Raw genomic sequence first — 16,508 nt, 5'->3', positions numbered from 1 at the left:
GCTATCGGCCCGAGCCAATCCCCGTGCCCGTGCCGTGGCGTCGGCGGTCCTGCCAGCCTGAACTCATCATGTCATAGGCCAGCTGTTGCCGGGCATGACGAAGCCATCATGCACCAGGCGAACGAGCGTGCCACCTCGATCGCCTTCAGTGTCCAGGTGACCGTCGAATCGACCCGTGAACCATAGGCCGGATCGGTGTCCGCGCCGCCCTTCCGGGAACAGCGCAACAGCCGCGGCGGATCGCACTCCAGCACCTCGCAACGCACGACGCCGTCCCAGTCGCCTGGAATAATCCGAGAGTCGATCGCGGCCGGCCGCAAGTTCGCCGGAAAGCGCGCGAACATCGGAGGCATGGAACTGACGGGAGTCGCCCATGATCGGAAAGCTCCTCATGCAGAACACGCTCGTCGTTGTCGCGATGGGCGTGCTGCTGTTCGGCTTTGCCGGCACGCTGCGTTGGCCCGGCGCGTGGGTCTACCTCATTGCCTCGGCTGTGATCGGTCCGGTGTGCGGCCTGTGGCTTGCCAGGGTCGATCCCGCGCTGCTCGCCGAGCGCATGAAGCTAACTGCGCGCGAGGAGCAGCCTTCGGACGACAAGCGGTTCATGCTGGTGTTCTTGGTCGCCGCCCTGCTCTGGTTCATCGCGATGGGGCTCGACCGCCGGATCAACGGGGCCGACGCGGGCGCCGCGCAGATAGTGGTCGGCACAGCGATGTACCTGATCTCGACCGCCCTGATCATGTGGGTGTTCCGCACCAACTCCTTCGCCGCACCCGTCGTCAAGGTGCAGTCCGAGCGTGATCACCAGGTGATCTCAAACGGCCCCTATGCGGTGGTCCGCCATCCCATGTATGCCAGCATCATGCTGTTTTTCGCCGGCGTGCCGCTGACGCTCGGATCGTGGTGGGGCCTCGCCTTCCTGCCGCTGTTCTTCCTTTTGTTCGCGGTCCGCACGCGAATCGAGGAGCGCACGCTGCTGGCGGGCCTGCCGGGCTATGCTGACTATGCGGCGCGGGTGCGCTATCGTCTCGTGCCGGGGCTATGGTGAGGCACGATCATGGACGAGCGGGTCAAGACGGAGAACAAGACCTATACCGGCGGATGCCATTGCGGCCAGGTCCGTTTCGAATGCACGACCGACATGGCGATGGTCACCGCCTGCAACTGCTCGATCTGCACAAAGAAGGGCCTGCACTTCTCCTTCCTGTCGCCATCAAGCTTTCAGCTCCGCGCCGGTGCGGAGAATTTGAAGGAATATTTATTCAATCACCACGCGATCCGCCACCAGCTCTGCATCGACTGCGGCGTCGAGGTGTTCGCTCGCGGCAAGAAGCCCGACGGCACCGACGTCGTGGCGCTGAATGTGAGCTGCATCGACGGCATCGATTTGTCAAAGATCGCGATGACGCCGATGGATGGCCGGAACAACTAGGACTTTCGGGTCTGTCATACTGGGCTTGTCCCCGGCCATGACGACGGAGAAAGCCGCCCGGACAATTCAAACATCCAGCGCCTTGTAGCGCCGGAAAATTCCCTCCTCGTTGAACGGAATCCGCCGTTCGCTTGCGAGATAGGCCTTGATGTTGGGCCGCTCGGCGACGCGGTCGCGCAGCTCGACCAGACGCGGAGTCTCCGGTTCAAAGGCCTGCATGCGCTTCGGGAAGGCATAGCGCAGCCCTTCCACGATCTGGAACAGCGAAAGATCGACATAGGTCGCGCGGCGGCCCGTGACATAGGCACCACCATTGGCCGCCACGAGGTCCTCGAAATAGCCGAGATATTTCGGGACGCGCGAATCCCAGAATTCCTCGGTGCGCTTCTTCGCCGGCGCCTTCTGCTCTTCATAATAGAGCGAGGGGCCGAGCGGGTGATGGGTGTCGTGGACCTCCAGCACGAAGTCGGCGATGGTGAGTTGCAGCTGATGCACCCACAGCCTGCCCGGTTCCGCTTTCGGCGCCAGTCGATGGCGCGCGCCGAGATAGAGCAGGATGTTGGCGGTCTGCCCGATCACGAGCTTGCCGGCCTTGAGGAACGGCGGCGCAAAGGGCGGCGTGCCTTTGTTTGCCTCCATCATGTTCATCATCGCGTCACTGCCGCCCTCGCCGCGCGCGACATCGGTGTAATTGGCGCTCGCATCCTCCAGCGCAAGCCGGACATACTCGCCGCGGCCCTGGATCATCGGCCAATAGTAGAGCTGATAGCGCATGGACGGTCCCGTTTCGAGCGAAGCGAACGCCGAAGATGTCACCCCGCAATCTGCGGGGCGACATCGCAACCGTCAAACCCGGGATCAGTTCGCCGCGAAGCAATACAGCAAGCCGTCGCCGCCCGTGCTCTTCAGGTCGGCCTGCGAACAGCCGCCGTCGGGACCGCGCGAGGGATGCGATGTGTTCCAGGATTTTGACGGCTCGTCGTCGCGCAGCCCCTTGCGGTCGAAATGCCCGACCATGGCGGCGCCTTGCGTGCTGCTCGTCCAGTTCTTGCAGGTGCGATCCTCGCCTGCCGCAAACGCGGTGCCATCCGCCTGCGATCCCGTCAGCACGTCGTGGCGGTTCGGCGTATCGCCGGCACCGTTGATGACTTCGCCTTTTTCGCTCAGCGCGGTCTGCTTGGTAAGATTGTTGCCGGCGCTGTGCAGATCGGCAACGTCCTTCGCAATCACGACGCCCTTGGCATTCTTCCACGGCCCCTTGCCGATGCGATCGCGCGCATTCACCGCCGGCTGTCCATCCGCCGGCTGGATGGAAAGATAGGCCCGCCACGTCTTCGGGGCACCGAAGCCCGCGGCCTGCGCCAGCGTCTGGCAGTGATTGTCGGCGCCGGCGAGCCCGCCAAGATTGCCGCCATTGCCGACGCCGTTGCTGGTGAGGAAGAAGCTGGTGTCGGCTGTCTGGGACAGCGCCGGCGACGCGCCGATGACGGCAAGGGCAAGGCATGTGGGAACGGCAATCCGAGCAACGACGTTCATTTCATCCTCCCAATGGTTGTTGTAGTTCGCTGACATCAACCCGCGGCGTCGCCAGATATTCCGGCGCAGCGCCACGCCACGAGTCGTCCGGAACGGTGTGCCCAAACAGGGAACTGAAACGCGATGATGGTCGATTTCGGCGCGCTGTTGTAACGCGCGCAAAAACAGAACGCCGCGGGTTTGAGCCGCGGCGTCTTGCACTTCATCTGGTTGTCGATCAGTTGGTCTGCTGGATCGCCGAAAGCTCCCAGTTGCCGCCGCGCTGGCGCACGAAGGTCCAGACCTCCGTGACCTCAACCGGCTGCTCGCTGCCGCTGACCAGCCGGCCGCTGCCGCGTTCGACTGTCGTATCGACCAGCGAGAAGCGCATCGCAACCGTCGCATATTCGCTGTCGCCTTCGCGCCAGGCCTCTGCGAGGTCGCCTTGCAGGAGCTTCACATTCTTCACCTTGTTGGTGACATTGTCTGCCTTGTTCTGCTCGAGATCCTTCGAGAGGTAAGACACCATTTCCGGCGTGGCGAGCGTATGCAGCTTCGCGATGTCCTCGTTCGACCAGGCGGCCTGGATCTCGCCGAGCAGGCGCTCGAACGCCTCGTAGTCGGCGGGCCCGATCTCGACCGGTGCATTCGACGAACCGACGCCAAAGCCGAACCCGGAGCGGTAGTTCGGCTGCGGGCCGCCGGGACCGGTTGCCGGGCCACCGGCATAGGCTGGCGCGGGCGCGTTGCGGCGCTGCCACCACGACATCGCAAGCCGCACCACGAGCACGATCAGACCGATCTGCAACAACAGCCCAAGGATCGACGACAGGCCCCCGAGCCCGGAGAACAAGCCGCCGCCAAAGAGCATGCCGAGCAGGCCGGCGCCGAGGAAGCCCGCGGCGAAACCGCCGAGCAGGCCACGGCCGGCGCCACCGCGGCCGAACAGGCCACCCGACGTCGTTGCGGCCGGCGTGCCCATGCTGGGGCTGCCAGGCTGGCTGAAGGTGCGGTTGAACGGCTGCGCGGTTCCGGGCGCCGTGCTGGTGCTGGGCGGCGCCGAGAAGCTGCGCGAACCGCGCGAGCCCGAACCGAAGCCGCCGCCGGCGCGCGCGTCGGCTGACGAAACTGACATCACGACGGGCAGCGCCAGCGCCATCGCGACGGCGATCGCCCGAACAATTCCACGCGTGCGTTGCGAGAAATTCATGTTTGTTTCCTCAGAATCCCCGGCATGGGGAAACGCTCCCTAACATGGGTAGGGTTGGATAAAAGTGAAGCGGTAAACTGGAACCGCGGCTGCGGCCCTCGGTCGCGGAGATGTGACGATATGAACCTTGCGGAGGCTAAAGTCCGCTCAATTCGCCGTCATCGTTTCCTTCACCGCAGCAACCAGCTGAGTCAGCGTGAAGGGTTTCGGCAGGAACGCGAATTGCTGGTTCTCGGGCAGACTCTTCTCGAAGGCGTCCTCGGCATAGCCTGACACAAAGATGATCCTCAAGTTTGGATTGCGGCTGCGCATTTCCTTGAGCAGCGTCGGGCCGTCCATCTCCGGCATCACCACGTCGGAAACCACGAGGTCGACCTCCCCGTTCTTCTCGTCGAAGGCCTCCATCGCCTCGACGCCGTTGGCGGCCTCGATCACGCTGTAGCCGCGCGAGCGCAGGCCACGCGCGTTCAGCGAACGCAACCCGTCCTCGTCTTCCACAAGCAGGATGGTGCCCTGCCCGGTGAGGTCGGGCTTCGGCTTCGCCGCCTCCGCGGCGGGTGCCTCCTTCGCGGCGCCATTGGCCGCGTGGGCCTCCGACGCGACCTCCTGCTCCGGCCGATGTCGCGGCAGGAAGATGCGGAACGTAGTGCCCTCGCCCGGCTCGGAATCGACATAGACGAAGCCGCCGGTCTGCTTGACGATGCCGTAAACCGTAGACAGGCCGAGGCCGGTGCCTTTGCCGACTTCCTTAGTCGAGAAGAACGGCTCGAAGATCTTGTCGATGATCTCGTGCGGGATACCTGTGCCGGTATCCGATATCTCGATCTTCACATAGTCAGCCGCGGGCATGCCTTTGTAGGCGAGCTGCGCAGCCTGTTCGGTCGGCATGTTCGCGGTCCTGATGATCAGCTTGCCGCCGTTGGGCATGGCGTCGCGCGCGTTCACCGCGAGGTTGATGATCACCTGCTCAAACTGGGAGACGTCGACCTTCACCGGCCACAGGTCGCGGCCATGCACGAGGTCGAGCTTGACCTTCTCGCCGATCAGCCGGCGCAGCAGCATGGCGAGGTCACTTAGCGCATCACCGAGATCGAGCACCTGCGGCCGCAGCGTCTGGCGCCGCGAGAACGCCAGGAGCTGCCGCACCAGCGTCGCGGCGCGGGTCGCGTTCTGCTTGATCTGCATGATGTCCTGGAACGACGGATCGGTCGGCTTGTGCGCGTTCAACAGGAAGTCGTTCGCCATCATGATGGCCGAGAGCACGTTGTTGAAGTCGTGGGCGATGCCGCCGGCGAGCTGGCCCACCATCTCCATCTTCTGCGACTGGTTGATCTGGTTTTCCAGCGCACGCCGTTCGGTGGTTTCCAGCATGTAGATGATCGCGGTCTCGGCGTCGCGCTCGTCCTTCTCGATGGTCGTGACGAAGAACTGGGCGAAGCGCTCCTTGGGCCCGTCGAGCATCACCTCGACCGGCGGGATGTCGCCCTGCCCTTCGGCAGCCTGGTTGATCACGGCGATCAGAAGGCCGCGGTCGCGCGGATTGACAGCGTGGAAGATCGACTTGGCCGCGCCGCCCTCGCCGTTCAGGCTCTGCGCCAGCTTGGCATAGCGGGCGTTGGCGCCGACGACGTTGCCGCCGCGATCGACGGTGGCGATCGCCATCGGCGTGTGGTCGAAGAAGCGCATGAAGCGCACTTCGGCGGCTCGCTCGGGATCGGAATGCTCGTCGCGGGCGCGGCTGATCACGAGCGTGCGCGAGGCACCGGCCGCGCCGTCGGCGCCGAAGGCGAGCTTGTGATAGAGCCGGACCGGCATGGTCTTGCCGCCGCGCATGCGCAGGTCGATGTCGAAGACTTCCGTCCTGACCTCGCCGGGCATCGGCGCGATCGAGGTCAGCAGCGCTGCGCCGTCGCCGGAGACGATGTCGGTCAGCTTCAGCCCGCCCGAGCCGATCTCGGCGAGATCATAGTCGAGCCAGTTGGCGAGCGTCGCGTTGACATAGGCGATCTCGCCGGCCGGGTTGACGGAAAAGAAGCCGCACGGGGCATGATCGAGATATTCGATCGCGTGCCGCAGTTCCTGAAAGACGTCCTCCTGGCGCTCGCGATCGCGCGTGATGTCGGCGATCGACCACACGGCGTATTTCGCCTCGCGCTTGGCCTGGCCAAGCGGGCGCACCCGCATCCGCAGCCAGCGGCCGTGCCCGCCATCATGGCCCGCGATGCGAACCTCCTCCTGCTGCCGCTTGCCCTCGCGCGCGGCCTTGAGCAGGCGGAACACGGCTTCGGAGACGTCCGGATTGCCGATAAAGACGCGCTCGACGGGGCGAACATCCTGCGGCCCCGTCGCGCCGGTCAGCGTGAGGTAGGCCGCATTGGAATAGGCCACGTGACCGCGCGGATCGGTAACCGCGAGCCCGTCCGAGGCATGGTCGGCAATGCGCCCGACCACCGGGTCGTCGACCGTGCGGTCGGAAAAGCGGATGATGCCGGTGGCGAAGGCGAACAGGTTGAACAGCCCGATGGTGGCGAGCAGCGCCAGCACGCCAAGAACGTAGGGCTGCGCCTGGCTGCGGCCCATGGTCATGAGCCAGACCGCCACCGCAACGATACCGGCTGCGATCAGCAAGACCAGCAGGATGGAGCCGCCCCGCCGCGCCGGTCCATGGGCCACGAACGGCTCGGGCGCTGGATGATCGTTGGTTTCGGCGGTCATCTGGAGAGACATGGCTCGTCGGCATTGAGGAGGCGTCCGGTCCGGCCGCCCGCTCCTGAGTGCCTGAATCGGACCCAAAGACGCAAGTCCATCAGGGCGCAATTTCGCAAGTTACGCGCATTTCAAGCGGATATCCGTCCCAGTATGTCCTACCCGCGGAGGCCAGACAGCCCCCGCTTCAGCCGCATCACGTAGCCGATGATTTCGGCAACTGCATGGTAGTGCTCGATAGGAATCTCCTCGTCGATCTCGACGGTGGCATAGAGCGCGCGCGCCAGCGGGACGTTCTCCACGACCGGAATGTCGTGCTCCTTCGCGATCTCCCTGATTTTGAAGGCGATATTGTCGACGCCTTTGGCGACACAGACCGGCGCGGCCATGCTGCGGTCATAGGCGAGCGCCACCGAGAAATGGGTCGGGTTGGTGATGATCACCGAGGCCTTGGGAACCTGGGCCATCATGCGCTTCTTCATGCGCTGGACCCGCAACTGCCTGATCCTGCCCTTGACGTGAGGATCGCCTTCCTGCTGCTTGAACTCCTCCTTCATCTCCTGCAGCGACATCTTCTGCCGTTGGTACCACTGCCGGTACTGGAAGAAGTAATCGCCGATCGCGACCGCCGCGAGCATCGCCACCACGGCGCCCATCAAATGCAGGGTCAAGCTGGTGATAGCGGGCAAGAGCTCGGCAGTGTCGAGGCGCAGAAAGGCTTCCAGGCGCAGGCGCTCGGGCCACAGTATCGCGGTCATGACCGCGCCGAGCGCGATCAGCTTGAACAGGCCTTTCAAGAAATTCGCCGCCGCCTGTTTGCCGAAGATGCGCTTGAAGCCTGCGCCCGGCGACACCTTGGAGATTTTCGGCTTCAGCGACTCGCCCGACCACACCAGGCGATGCTGCACCATGTTGCCGGCGATCGCCGCCAGCGCCAGCATCAGGAATGGCACGCCGACCGCAGCGATCACGGCATAGCCCAGCGACTGGGTCAGCGCGAGAAGACCGGGGCCGTCGGTGCGGATCATCCAGGATTTTGCGATCAGGTTGCGGAGCGGCATCAGGATGCCGCCGCCGATCGAGCCCGAGAATGTTGACAGCACCAGCGTGGCGCCGGCGATCACGAACCAGGTGTTGACCTCCTGGCTCTTGGCAACGTCGCCCCTCGCATGCGCGTCATCGAGACGTTTTTGCGTAGGGTCTTCTGTTTTGTCGTCGGTATCCTCGGCCATAGCTGCTCCCTAGTTCAATGGAGCAAGCTGGCGCATGACGCCAAGGAAGTAGTCGAGATAGGTGCCCATCATTGCGGCGAGCACGAGGCCGAAGATCAGGAACCCGGCGACGATCGAGAGCGGCACGCCGACGAAATAGACCTGCATCTGCGGCATCAGCCGCGCCAGAATGCCGAGCCCGATGTTGAAGACCAGACCGAACACGAGGAACGGCGCCGACAGTTGCAGGCCGATCTTGAACGCGGCGGCAAAAGCGCTGGTGGCGAGCGAGGCGACGTCGCCGGTGGGCATCACCTCGCCCGGCGAGAAGATCCGGTAGCTCTCGCTCAGCGCGGCGATGACGAGATAGTGGCTGTCGGTCGCAAACAACAGCGTTATTCCGAGGATGGTGAGGAAGTTGGCGATGATCTGGCCCTGCTGTCCCTGGGTCGGATCGACGGAGGTGACGAAGCCGAGGCCGAGCTGCTGGGCGATCACCGAGCCCGCGACCGAGAGCGCCGACAGCGTCACGCGCGCGGTGGCGCCGAGCACGATGCCGATGATGATCTCGTGCACCATCAAGACCCCGAGCGAGGTGATCGAGGTCACATCGACATGGTAGGCGCTGCGATGCAGCGGCAGAATGATCAGCGCCAGCATGAGCGCGATCGAAAGCTTCACCCGGGTCGGAATGTTGCTCTCGCCGAAACCGGGCAGCAGCATCACCATCGCGCCCACGCGCGCGAAGACCAGCACGAAGACCGCGGCGAGCGCCGGAAGCAGGGAGACGTCGATGCGCATGACTGGGCCATTAGTGCATCAACCACCGACGATTCGCGACGAAATCCGCATCATGTGCCCGTAGAGCGAGTCTGCCATGAACGGCAGCGCAAGCAGCAATGTCACGAAGATCGCCAGAATCTTCGGCACGAAGACCAGGGTCTGTTCCTGGATCTGCGTCAGGGCCTGGAACAGCGATACCACGACGCCGACGACGAGGCCGACCACCATCAGGGGCGACGACACGAGCACGATGGTCCAGATCGCGTCGCGTGCCACGTCGAGGGTTTCAGGGCCAGTCATTGCAGCTCTCTCATTTGCTTGCGTCTTCGGTCCAGAGCGCGAAGCGCGAGGCGCGAATCGTGAATGGCATGTGCTGTCGTGCAATCCGCCACTCGCTATTCGCTACTCGCCCCTCTCAGATCGGCATCTTCATGATGTCTTCATAGGCCTGGATCACGCGGTCGCGGACCGAGACCAGTGTCGACACCGCGACGTCGGTTTCGGCGACCGCCGTCACCACGTCCATCACGTTCGCCTTGCCGGAGGCCATCGCCATGGTCTGCGCGTCGGCCTTCTTGCCAGTGTCCATCACGCTGCCGACGGCGTCCTGCAAGAGCGCGCTGAAGGACGGACCGGCTGCGGCCTGGCCCGCTTTCTCGGCGCCGCTCCGCTCCATGATCTTTGCGAGGCTGGCATAAGCGTTGGCGGCGACTGTCGGTGAGGCCATGGTTTACGGTCCCTGTCTTGCTCTGCTGCTTCAGGCCTTGAGGATGTCGAGCGTGCGCTGGATCATCCGCCGCGTGGCGCTGATGATGTTGAGGTTCGCCTCGTAGGAGCGCTGGGCGTCACGCATGTCGGTCATTTCGACAAGTGAGTTGACGTTGGGATATTTGACGTTGCCGGCGGCATCCGCCGCCGGGTTGCCCGGCTCGTGCTTGATACGGAAGGACGACCGGTCCGGGCGTACCCTGCCGAGCGTCACCACCTTGGCGTCGAGCGTGCGGTCGAGCGCCGAGGAGAAGGTCGGCACCTTGCGACGATAGGGATCACCGCCGGCGGTCTGGGCGGTCGAATCGGCGTTGGCGATGTTTTCCGAGATCACCCGCATCCGTCCTGCCTGCGCCCGCAGGCCGGAGGTCGCAATGCTCATCGAACGGGCGAAGTCGCTTGCCTCATCGGCCATGATGTCCTCCAGCCTCTACTGGCCTAGCCCTTGCCGATCGCCGTCTTCAGGAGATGCAGGCTGCGGCTGTAAAGCGAGCTCACGGCCGCATAGTCCATCTGGTTGGCCGAGACCTTCAGCATCTGATCCTCGAGATTGACCGCGTTGCCGGCGGGGCGGGTCTGGAACCCGCTTCGCCCGCGATCGTTATCGAAAGAGTCAGGCGCGCCCGACGCCGCCAAATGGGTGGCACTGGTCTTGATCATCGGCAGCGTCCCCATGCCGGCACCGACGGTGGACCCGTTCTGGTCGAACTTCGGATCGATCAGGTCGCGCGGTCGGAAGTTCGGCGTGTCGGAATTGGAGATGTTCTCGGCAAGTACCCGCTGGCGCTCTTGGTGCCACTGCATTTTGGTGCGCAACGCCGACAGGATCGGCAGATCGTTCATCGGCATTGCCGCGGCTCCGTTAACCCCTGGGGCCTCCCGAGGTAGGCAGAATTTGCCCGGTTTATGGTTAACGGGGGGTTAAAATCGGTTCCCCTTCCGTGGAGAACCGCCCGGCAGCCGCTTGCGAGCGCACTTTCGCCACGAATGCTGCGTTAACCAGCCCGGGCTGAACGCAGTTTGGAACGCTCAGAAGTCGTTTTGGGACAAGCGATTCTTGGTCTATTAATGGAACGTTCGGCTGTAAGCCGTGGGGAATTAAACAATAAGGCGAATCTCGGGCGTGATTCGCCGCGCAACGTCCGCGCTTGTTGAAGCCGGAAAGCCGAGGAAGGCCAAGATGGCCGGGGACTCAAGTATGCAGGCACTGACATTCGTGTTCGCGTTCGTGGCCGTGCTGGCGCTGATCGGCGTCGCTGCATGGTTGGTGCGGCGCTTTGCCAGCAATCGTATAGGCGCCAACACAAACCGCGGGCGAATGCCGCGACTCGCCGTGATCGACGCTGCCGCTGTTGACGGCCGCCGCCGCCTTGTCCTGGTCCGGCGCGACAATGTCGAGCATCTGCTGATGATCGGCGGCCCCAGCGATATCGTTGTGGAACCCAATATCGTCCGCGCCATGCCCGGCCGCGATCAGATGGCGCCACGGCCCGCCGTGACCGGCGAGCCACCGCCGCGAATCGCTCCGCTGCCTGACGCGGCGTGGACCGATGGCGACGGCGCCCGCGCCGACATCTTCGATCAGGCCGAGCCACAGATGCCGGAGCCGCCGATGCGCCCGACGCGCCCCTCGTTCGCCGACGAGGTTCGCCGCCCGGCCGCGCCGCCGGTCGCGGAGCGCCGCAATGATCCGCTCACGGGCTTCACGCCTGAAGCCATCGGCTCCCGCCCCGATCGCGCAGAGCCGCGGCCTGATCCGCTCCCGCCGCGACTGACTCGCCCCGAACCTGTCATCCCACGTCCGCCACGCCCCAGCGAGCCGCCCAAGGTGCCGCCCGTCCGTGCGCCCGAGCGCGCTGCTGCCGCTCCGCCACCAACACCGCCTTCCCCGCAGCCACCGGCCGCACCACCCGTGCCGCCGGCCGCGTCGAATGCCGACGCCAACCTCGCCGAAATGGCACAGCGGCTCGAAGCGGCGTTGCGCCGCCCGGCCGGCGGAGGCGAAAGCGTCGCGCCGCCAGTGGCACCTGAGGCGCCCCCGGTTCGCCCGGCACCCGTATCGGCACCCGCGCCGGCGCCAGCGGCGCCCGCGGCGCCTGCTCCGGCGCCGCAGAAGAGCGGCTTTGAAAATCTCGAAGATGAAATGGCGTCCCTCCTGGGGCGGCCAAAGACTCCTTCGTGAGGCCGGCGCTCCCGCGTAGAGTATTTTTCATCGCTGCCCTGATAGTCGCCGGATCGCTGACCGATCCGGCGATGGCGCAGGACATCAGCATCAATCTCGGACAGGGCAATGGCGGCGTCACCGAGCGCGCGATCCAACTGATCGCGCTGCTCACGGTGCTCTCGATCGCGCCGTCGATCCTGATCATGATGACGTCGTTCACCCGCATCGTCGTCGTGCTGTCGCTCTTGCGCACCGCGCTCGGCACCGCCACCGCGCCGCCGAACTCGGTGATGATCGCACTCGCAATGTTCCTGACCGCCTTCGTGATGGGACCGGTACTACAGAAATCCTATGATGACGGCATCAAGCCGCTGGTCGCCAACCAGATCGGCGTCGAAGAAGCGCTGCAGCGCGCATCCGCGCCGCTGCGCACCTTCATGCAGAAGAACGTGCGCGAAAAGGATCTCAAGCTCTTCATGGATCTCTCCCGCGAGCCTGCGCCGGCGACGCCTGAAGATATGTCGCTCCGCATCCTGGTGCCGGCCTTCATGATCTCCGAACTGAAGCGCGCCTTTGAGATCGGCTTTCTCCTGTTCCTGCCCTTCCTGATCATCGACCTCGTGGTCGCTTCCGTGCTGATGTCGATGGGCATGATGATGCTGCCACCGATCGTGGTGTCGCTGCCGTTCAAATTGATCTTCTTCGTGCTGGTCGACGGCTGGTCACTGGTTGCCGGCAGCCTGGTGCAGAGTTACGGAGGATAGGCTCATGCTCGCCTCGCAGCGCGACCTGTTCGATATTCCGAGAGACGTCTGCTATCTCAACTCCGCTTCCTATAGCCCGCTGCCGCTGCGCACGCAGGAGGCCGGCCGTGCCGCGGTCGGTCGCAAGGGTCAGCCATGGACGCTGGATGCGGGTTTTGCCAACCGCCAGCATGAACGCGCCCGCACTGCCGCGGCACGCCTGATCAATGCCGATGCAAGCGACATCGCACTGATATCGGCAATCAGCTATGGCGTTGCGACCGCGGCGAAGGTGCTGACCGTTCCACGCGGCTCGCGCGTCATCGTGCTGGAGAACGATCATTCCTCGCCGGTACTGGAATGGCACGGCCGCGCCGAGGCGCAAGGATTCACGGTCGAGACCGTCAGCCAGCCCACCGACGGGGACTGGACCTCGGCAGTCCTTGCGGCGATAGAGCGCTCTGGCGCGCCATCGGTCGGCCTCGCCTCGATCTCCTCGGTGCACTGGTCGGACGGCGGATTGATCGATATCGAGCAGGTGCAGGCGGCGCTGCGGCGGCAGGGCGCCAAGTTCGTCATCGACGCCACTCAGAGCACGGGCGTGCTGGCGATGGACGTCAAGCGGCTCGACCCTGATGCGGTGCTGTTTCCGACCTACAAATGGTTGATCGGCCCCTACGGCCGCGCCTTCCTCTACATGGCCAAGCGCCACCAGAACGGTGTGCCGCTGGAGCAGACGTCCGCCGGCCGGCGCAACGTGAACTCCGAGAGCGCGGTCTATTTCGGCGATCTCGCCTATGTCGACGACGCCAGGCGCTACGACATGGGCCAGCGCGACCATTTCATCTCGATGGAGATGGCCTCGATCGGCATCGAGATGATGGCGGAATGGGGTGCGCCCGCGATCGCCGAGCGGCTCGGCATGATCACCCGGCGGATCGCCGTTGGCATCAGCGACCTTGGCTTCACCGTTCTGGCCGACCGCTTGCGCGCCCCGCACATCCTGAGCCTCGGCCTTGCGCGCGGCCTGCCGAAAGAGCTGATCTCGCGCCTCGCCGTCGAGAATATTCATGTCGCGCTGCGGCTCGGCCGGATGCGCATTTCGCCCCATGTGTTCAACGACGAGGCCGACGCCGATCGCTTCATCGCTGCGTTGAGGCGGATACTCCGCAGTTAGAGCAATTATTGGTTCTGATTGAATGAGAACCGAAGCAACCATTCGTTGACCATGCCATCCGTTCTTCTGCGCATGGGGGCGGCAAACGTGAGCTGGTTCACATCGCGGGCCGCGCGCGCCGTGTTTCCTGACGCGAAATACGTGGAGCGCGCCGATGCAAAAATTCATCGAAGAGCTGGACAGCGGCGAACGTCGCGTTGCCAACAACTGGACGCTGGTCTCTTTCAGCCTCTACGGATCAATCCTGGCCGGCCTCGTCCTGCACGCGGCCGCCGGGCAGACCCGCGGCGCCGGCGTGACCGCTACCGCCGTTTCAGCGTCCGCATCGCTGGCACAGGCAGAGCGTTAACCCTTAGTTCGCGCGCCCGCGCGCCGTCGCAACAGCACCCACGAGTTCCAGCGCAAGCGCAGCGGCCACCGCGGCCGCACCGATGACAAACAACAGCCGGTAGTCGCCGCCGCTCTGTGCGAACAGAAAGGACAGGCTGTAGGCTCCCGCCGCCTGGAACAGGGCGAACGTCGTCGTGGCCTGCGCCCAGGCAGTGCCCTGGCTGGCAGCCGAATGCGGAATGAGTTCATGGATACGGCCGATCACGAGCGGCACGATGCCGGGCGTGAAGCCGCCGACGATGAGGCTCGACACGATCATTGCGACAGGCAAGCCACTCACGGCCGGTATCCCGATCGAGACCGCCTGGACCAGGAAGGCAACACGGAGCGCAGCGGCGAATCCCGCGCGATCGGCGAGATGCCCGGTCAGCAGCGGACCGACAATGGCGCCAAGTCCATAGAGCACCCAGTAGTGGGAGCCAGCGCCAATCCCCTGTCCAAGCCCGCGAGCAACGAAGTCGACCAGGAATACCATGTGAGGCACCAGCGCGACCGCGTTGAGACCGTACTCCAGGTACAGCATCAGCACCGCCGGCGACCGCGCGCCATGCACCTGATGAGCCGCGGCATGATGCCCGGCACCGCTCTGCCTTGCGCGCGGCTCCGCAGGCCACGCCTTCCAGCTAACCAGGGTCAGCACGGCGGATAGCAGGCCAAGACCGTACCAGGTCTGCTTCAGGCCCTGATGCAGCAGCAACGGAACAAGCGTGCCGGATGCCGCGACGCCAAGCCCGACACCGGCGAAGATCACACCGCCGACAAGCCCCTTCTTGCTCGGCGCGGTGTACGGCAGGATGGTCGATGCCGCCAGCACCATGATCACGCCGCCGGTGATGCCGGCGAGAAAGCGGAAGCCGAAGAACCAAATGAACGAGATCGGCACGGCGCAGGCAAAAAAGCAGATCGAGGCCAGCAGCATCATGCCGCGCAAAGCAGCCACCGCACCGACACGTGCGCCGAAATCGCGGGCGATCAGTGCACCGGCAAGGTAGCCGGCGAGATTGGCCGCGCCGAGATAGACCGCCTCCGCCGCGGTGAACCATTTGGCGGCGACCAAGGCCGGGATCAGCGGCGTGTAGGCGAAGCGCGCCAGGCCGAGGCCGACCAACGAGGCGCACAGGCCCGCGACGGCGGAGAGCCACAGCGGTCCACCCGCTCCGTGATGCGGCGCGCTGTGATGATGCTGGCGACGATGATCGACATTGGTGCTGGACATTGACATGGCGTTAAGCCCGTGGGCAGTGCGTGAGAAATGATTAATTGCGAACGCTGGGATTGTTCGTAGCGATACTGGACAGTTCACCTCTCCCCGCCGGGGAGAGGCGATCGGCCTTGCCGAAGCTTTTGCAGAAAGGTTTCAGCCTTGCGACGTTGTGCGGGCCGCTGCAAGCTTCTTGCGGTATTCGAGCGCGGACAGTCCGCCCCAGCCCCAATTGTCGGTGTCGACTTCCTCGATGATCACGAATGTCGATTCCGGAGGCTTGTTGAGCACGTCACGCAACAGCTCGCTTGCACCCTTGATCAGGACCGCCTTCTGCTCGGCGGTGGTGGACGACGCACCCGGCGCCGTCCCCTCGCGCGTGACCTGGATTGCCACGATGGGCATGACACGCTCCCCGACGTCAGCGGCCGGCGCTCTGGCCGCCGTCGACATGCAGGATCTCGCCGGTGACGAAACCCGCCCCTTCCAGGAACAGCACGGCATCGACGACGTCCTTGGCCTCGCCCATACGTCCGACCGGATGCAGCTTGGACAGGAAGTCGTGCGCCTCGGGGTTGTGCATCGGGGTCTTGATGATGCCCGGCGACACCGCGTTCACCCGCACGCCCTTTCTCGCATATTCGATCGCCAGTGACTTCGTCGCGGCGTTCAGACCGCCCTTCGTCAGCGACGCCAACACCGAGGGAACGTTGCTGTCGGCGTGGTCGACGAGGCTCGTGGTGATCTGGACGATGTGTCCCGACCCCTGCTTCAGCATTTCCCGGGCGGCGCGCTGCGTCAGGCGAAAGAAGCTCCCAAGATTGATCGCAAGCACCGACGCGTAGTCATCGGCGGAATAGTCGGTGAATGGTTTCGCGATGAAAATGCCGGCGTTGTTGACCAGCGTGTCGATCCGCCCGAAGCGCTCCAGTGCCTGCGCAACGACGCGGTCCGCGACGGCGGGGTCGCTGATGTCGCCCGGCACAGCCAGCACGTCGGAGTCGGACGACGGCTTGATACTGCGGGAATTAGCGACGACGCGATAGTTGCGATCGCGATAAGCCTCGACGAGGCCCGCACCGATACCTTGCGACGCACCAGTGATGATTGCCACCTTCTGCTCTGCGCCCATGATCTCTCTCCATCTGTGGTGAGGCGGCACCAGCACCGCCTCGATGGAGCTCAAGCTAAATACAACCGGCTTTCGT

At 64.5% G+C, this 16,508-nt stretch carries 20 protein-coding genes; 6 read left to right on the top strand and 14 right to left on the bottom strand.

Annotated elements, in window-relative coordinates:
* Nucleotides 1–71 precede the first annotated feature (71 nt).
* Nucleotides 72–353 (bottom strand): hypothetical protein, encoded by a 282-nt coding sequence (locus tag JQ553_RS24060; RefSeq protein WP_212502509.1) that lies wholly within the window; start codon nucleotides 351–353, stop codon nucleotides 72–74.
* Between the two features lie 20 nt (nucleotides 354–373).
* Here JQ553_RS24060 and JQ553_RS24055 point away from each other — a divergent pair, with 20 nt between their 5' ends.
* Complete coding sequence (locus JQ553_RS24055; protein ID WP_212502508.1) at nucleotides 374–1,048, top strand: isoprenylcysteine carboxylmethyltransferase family protein; 675 nt, start codon at nucleotides 374–376, stop codon at nucleotides 1,046–1,048.
* 9 nt (nucleotides 1,049–1,057) lie between these two features.
* On the top strand, nucleotides 1,058–1,432 hold the full coding sequence (locus tag JQ553_RS24050) for a GFA family protein (protein WP_212502507.1): 375 nt from the start codon (nucleotides 1,058–1,060) through the stop codon (nucleotides 1,430–1,432).
* Nucleotides 1,433–1,498: 66 nt separating this feature from the next.
* Here JQ553_RS24050 and JQ553_RS24045 read toward each other — a convergent pair whose 3' ends face one another.
* The 10 genes from JQ553_RS24045 to flgB form a co-directional block, all read right to left on the bottom strand.
* Complete coding sequence (locus tag JQ553_RS24045) at nucleotides 1,499–2,206, bottom strand: glutathione S-transferase (RefSeq protein ID WP_212502506.1); 708 nt, start codon at nucleotides 2,204–2,206, stop codon at nucleotides 1,499–1,501.
* A gap of 84 nt (nucleotides 2,207–2,290) precedes the next feature.
* Nucleotides 2,291–2,968 carry a lectin gene (locus tag JQ553_RS24040; RefSeq protein ID WP_212502505.1) on the bottom strand — a complete coding sequence of 226 codons (678 nt, stop codon included), beginning with the start codon at nucleotides 2,966–2,968 and terminating at the stop codon, nucleotides 2,291–2,293.
* Between the two features lie 217 nt (nucleotides 2,969–3,185).
* The gene (locus JQ553_RS24035) at nucleotides 3,186–4,157 is read right to left on the bottom strand and encodes a Tim44 domain-containing protein (RefSeq protein ID WP_212502504.1); all 972 of its coding nucleotides are present in this window, start codon (nucleotides 4,155–4,157) and stop codon (nucleotides 3,186–3,188) included.
* 147 nt (nucleotides 4,158–4,304) lie between these two features.
* Complete coding sequence (gene cckA / locus JQ553_RS24030; RefSeq protein WP_212502700.1) at nucleotides 4,305–6,872, bottom strand: cell cycle histidine kinase CckA; 2,568 nt, start codon at nucleotides 6,870–6,872, stop codon at nucleotides 4,305–4,307.
* Nucleotides 6,873–7,021: 149 nt separating this feature from the next.
* Nucleotides 7,022–8,095, bottom strand: a complete 1,074-nt coding sequence (gene flhB / locus JQ553_RS24025; protein ID WP_212502503.1) for a flagellar biosynthesis protein FlhB — start codon at nucleotides 8,093–8,095, stop codon at nucleotides 7,022–7,024.
* 9 nt (nucleotides 8,096–8,104) lie between these two features.
* Entirely contained in the window at nucleotides 8,105–8,875 is a 771-nt protein-coding gene (gene fliR / locus JQ553_RS24020) for a flagellar biosynthetic protein FliR (protein WP_212502502.1), read from the bottom strand.
* 18 nt (nucleotides 8,876–8,893) lie between these two features.
* Nucleotides 8,894–9,157, bottom strand: coding sequence for a flagellar biosynthesis protein FliQ (gene fliQ, locus JQ553_RS24015; protein ID WP_212502501.1), 264 nt, complete (start codon nucleotides 9,155–9,157; stop codon nucleotides 8,894–8,896).
* Between the two features lie 115 nt (nucleotides 9,158–9,272).
* Nucleotides 9,273–9,584 (bottom strand): flagellar hook-basal body complex protein FliE, encoded by a 312-nt coding sequence (gene fliE / locus JQ553_RS24010; protein WP_212502500.1) that lies wholly within the window; start codon nucleotides 9,582–9,584, stop codon nucleotides 9,273–9,275.
* 30 nt (nucleotides 9,585–9,614) lie between these two features.
* A complete protein-coding gene (gene flgC / locus JQ553_RS24005) occupies nucleotides 9,615–10,040 on the bottom strand; it encodes a flagellar basal body rod protein FlgC (protein WP_212502499.1) in 426 nt (141 codons plus the stop codon).
* Between the two features lie 23 nt (nucleotides 10,041–10,063).
* On the bottom strand, nucleotides 10,064–10,474 hold the full coding sequence (flgB, locus tag JQ553_RS24000) for a flagellar basal body rod protein FlgB (protein WP_212502498.1): 411 nt from the start codon (nucleotides 10,472–10,474) through the stop codon (nucleotides 10,064–10,066).
* A gap of 349 nt (nucleotides 10,475–10,823) precedes the next feature.
* Here flgB and JQ553_RS23995 point away from each other — a divergent pair, with 349 nt between their 5' ends.
* The 4 genes from JQ553_RS23995 to JQ553_RS23980 all read left to right on the top strand — a co-directional run bounded on the left by JQ553_RS23995 (nucleotide 10,824) and on the right by JQ553_RS23980 (nucleotide 14,058).
* A complete protein-coding gene (locus JQ553_RS23995; RefSeq protein ID WP_212502497.1) occupies nucleotides 10,824–11,807 on the top strand; it encodes a flagellar biosynthetic protein FliO in 984 nt (327 codons plus the stop codon).
* Nucleotides 11,804–12,553, top strand: a complete 750-nt coding sequence (fliP, locus tag JQ553_RS23990) for a flagellar type III secretion system pore protein FliP (RefSeq protein ID WP_212502496.1) — start codon at nucleotides 11,804–11,806, stop codon at nucleotides 12,551–12,553. The genes JQ553_RS23995 and fliP overlap by 4 nt, the downstream gene beginning before the upstream one ends.
* Before the next feature lie 4 nt (nucleotides 12,554–12,557).
* On the top strand, nucleotides 12,558–13,709 hold the full coding sequence (locus JQ553_RS23985) for an aminotransferase class V-fold PLP-dependent enzyme (RefSeq protein ID WP_212502495.1): 1,152 nt from the start codon (nucleotides 12,558–12,560) through the stop codon (nucleotides 13,707–13,709).
* A 154-nt stretch (nucleotides 13,710–13,863) separates the two neighbouring features.
* On the top strand, nucleotides 13,864–14,058 hold the full coding sequence (locus tag JQ553_RS23980; RefSeq protein ID WP_212502494.1) for a hypothetical protein: 195 nt from the start codon (nucleotides 13,864–13,866) through the stop codon (nucleotides 14,056–14,058).
* A 3-nt stretch (nucleotides 14,059–14,061) separates the two neighbouring features.
* Here JQ553_RS23980 and JQ553_RS23975 read toward each other — a convergent pair whose 3' ends face one another.
* The 3 genes from JQ553_RS23975 to JQ553_RS23965 form a co-directional block, all read right to left on the bottom strand.
* The gene (locus tag JQ553_RS23975; protein WP_212502699.1) at nucleotides 14,062–15,315 is read right to left on the bottom strand and encodes a YbfB/YjiJ family MFS transporter; all 1,254 of its coding nucleotides are present in this window, start codon (nucleotides 15,313–15,315) and stop codon (nucleotides 14,062–14,064) included.
* A 141-nt stretch (nucleotides 15,316–15,456) separates the two neighbouring features.
* Nucleotides 15,457–15,705: a 4-oxalocrotonate tautomerase family protein gene (locus JQ553_RS23970; RefSeq protein WP_212502493.1), complete on the bottom strand. Its 249-nt coding sequence runs from the start codon at nucleotides 15,703–15,705 to the stop codon at nucleotides 15,457–15,459.
* A gap of 16 nt (nucleotides 15,706–15,721) precedes the next feature.
* Nucleotides 15,722–16,432, bottom strand: a complete 711-nt coding sequence (locus JQ553_RS23965) for an SDR family NAD(P)-dependent oxidoreductase (RefSeq protein ID WP_212502492.1) — start codon at nucleotides 16,430–16,432, stop codon at nucleotides 15,722–15,724.
* Nucleotides 16,433–16,508 lie beyond the last annotated feature (76 nt).

It is taken from the genome of Bradyrhizobium lablabi, assembly GCF_018131005.1.
Taxonomy (GTDB): Bacteria; Pseudomonadota; Alphaproteobacteria; order Rhizobiales; family Xanthobacteraceae; genus Bradyrhizobium; species Bradyrhizobium lablabi_D.
Note: the sequence above shows the minus strand (reverse complement) of the source record. Positions and strands in the feature narration are given on the sequence as shown.

Coding starts and splice junctions, on each gene's coding strand:
- flhB (WP_212502503.1), bottom strand. CDS start 8,095: ATGGCCGAGGATACCGACGACAAAACAGAAGACCCTACGCAAAAACGT.
- cckA (WP_212502700.1), bottom strand. CDS start 6,872: ATGACCGCCGAAACCAACGATCATCCAGCGCCCGAGCCGTTCGTGGCC.
- JQ553_RS24060 (WP_212502509.1), bottom strand. CDS start 353: ATGCCTCCGATGTTCGCGCGCTTTCCGGCGAACTTGCGGCCGGCCGCG.
- flgB (WP_212502498.1), bottom strand. CDS start 10,474: ATGCCGATGAACGATCTGCCGATCCTGTCGGCGTTGCGCACCAAAATG.
- fliE (WP_212502500.1), bottom strand. CDS start 9,584: ATGGCCTCACCGACAGTCGCCGCCAACGCTTATGCCAGCCTCGCAAAG.
- JQ553_RS24035 (WP_212502504.1), bottom strand. CDS start 4,157: ATGAATTTCTCGCAACGCACGCGTGGAATTGTTCGGGCGATCGCCGTC.
- JQ553_RS24055 (WP_212502508.1), top strand. CDS start 374: ATGATCGGAAAGCTCCTCATGCAGAACACGCTCGTCGTTGTCGCGATG.
- JQ553_RS23995 (WP_212502497.1), top strand. CDS start 10,824: ATGCAGGCACTGACATTCGTGTTCGCGTTCGTGGCCGTGCTGGCGCTG.
- JQ553_RS24045 (WP_212502506.1), bottom strand. CDS start 2,206: ATGCGCTATCAGCTCTACTATTGGCCGATGATCCAGGGCCGCGGCGAG.
- fliR (WP_212502502.1), bottom strand. CDS start 8,875: ATGCGCATCGACGTCTCCCTGCTTCCGGCGCTCGCCGCGGTCTTCGTG.
- JQ553_RS23980 (WP_212502494.1), top strand. CDS start 13,864: ATGCAAAAATTCATCGAAGAGCTGGACAGCGGCGAACGTCGCGTTGCC.
- JQ553_RS23965 (WP_212502492.1), bottom strand. CDS start 16,432: ATGGGCGCAGAGCAGAAGGTGGCAATCATCACTGGTGCGTCGCAAGGT.
- JQ553_RS24040 (WP_212502505.1), bottom strand. CDS start 2,968: ATGAACGTCGTTGCTCGGATTGCCGTTCCCACATGCCTTGCCCTTGCC.
- JQ553_RS23985 (WP_212502495.1), top strand. CDS start 12,558: ATGCTCGCCTCGCAGCGCGACCTGTTCGATATTCCGAGAGACGTCTGC.
- fliQ (WP_212502501.1), bottom strand. CDS start 9,157: ATGACTGGCCCTGAAACCCTCGACGTGGCACGCGACGCGATCTGGACC.
- flgC (WP_212502499.1), bottom strand. CDS start 10,040: ATGGCCGATGAGGCAAGCGACTTCGCCCGTTCGATGAGCATTGCGACC.
- JQ553_RS24050 (WP_212502507.1), top strand. CDS start 1,058: ATGGACGAGCGGGTCAAGACGGAGAACAAGACCTATACCGGCGGATGC.
- JQ553_RS23970 (WP_212502493.1), bottom strand. CDS start 15,705: ATGCCCATCGTGGCAATCCAGGTCACGCGCGAGGGGACGGCGCCGGGT.
- JQ553_RS23975 (WP_212502699.1), bottom strand. CDS start 15,315: ATGTCCAGCACCAATGTCGATCATCGTCGCCAGCATCATCACAGCGCG.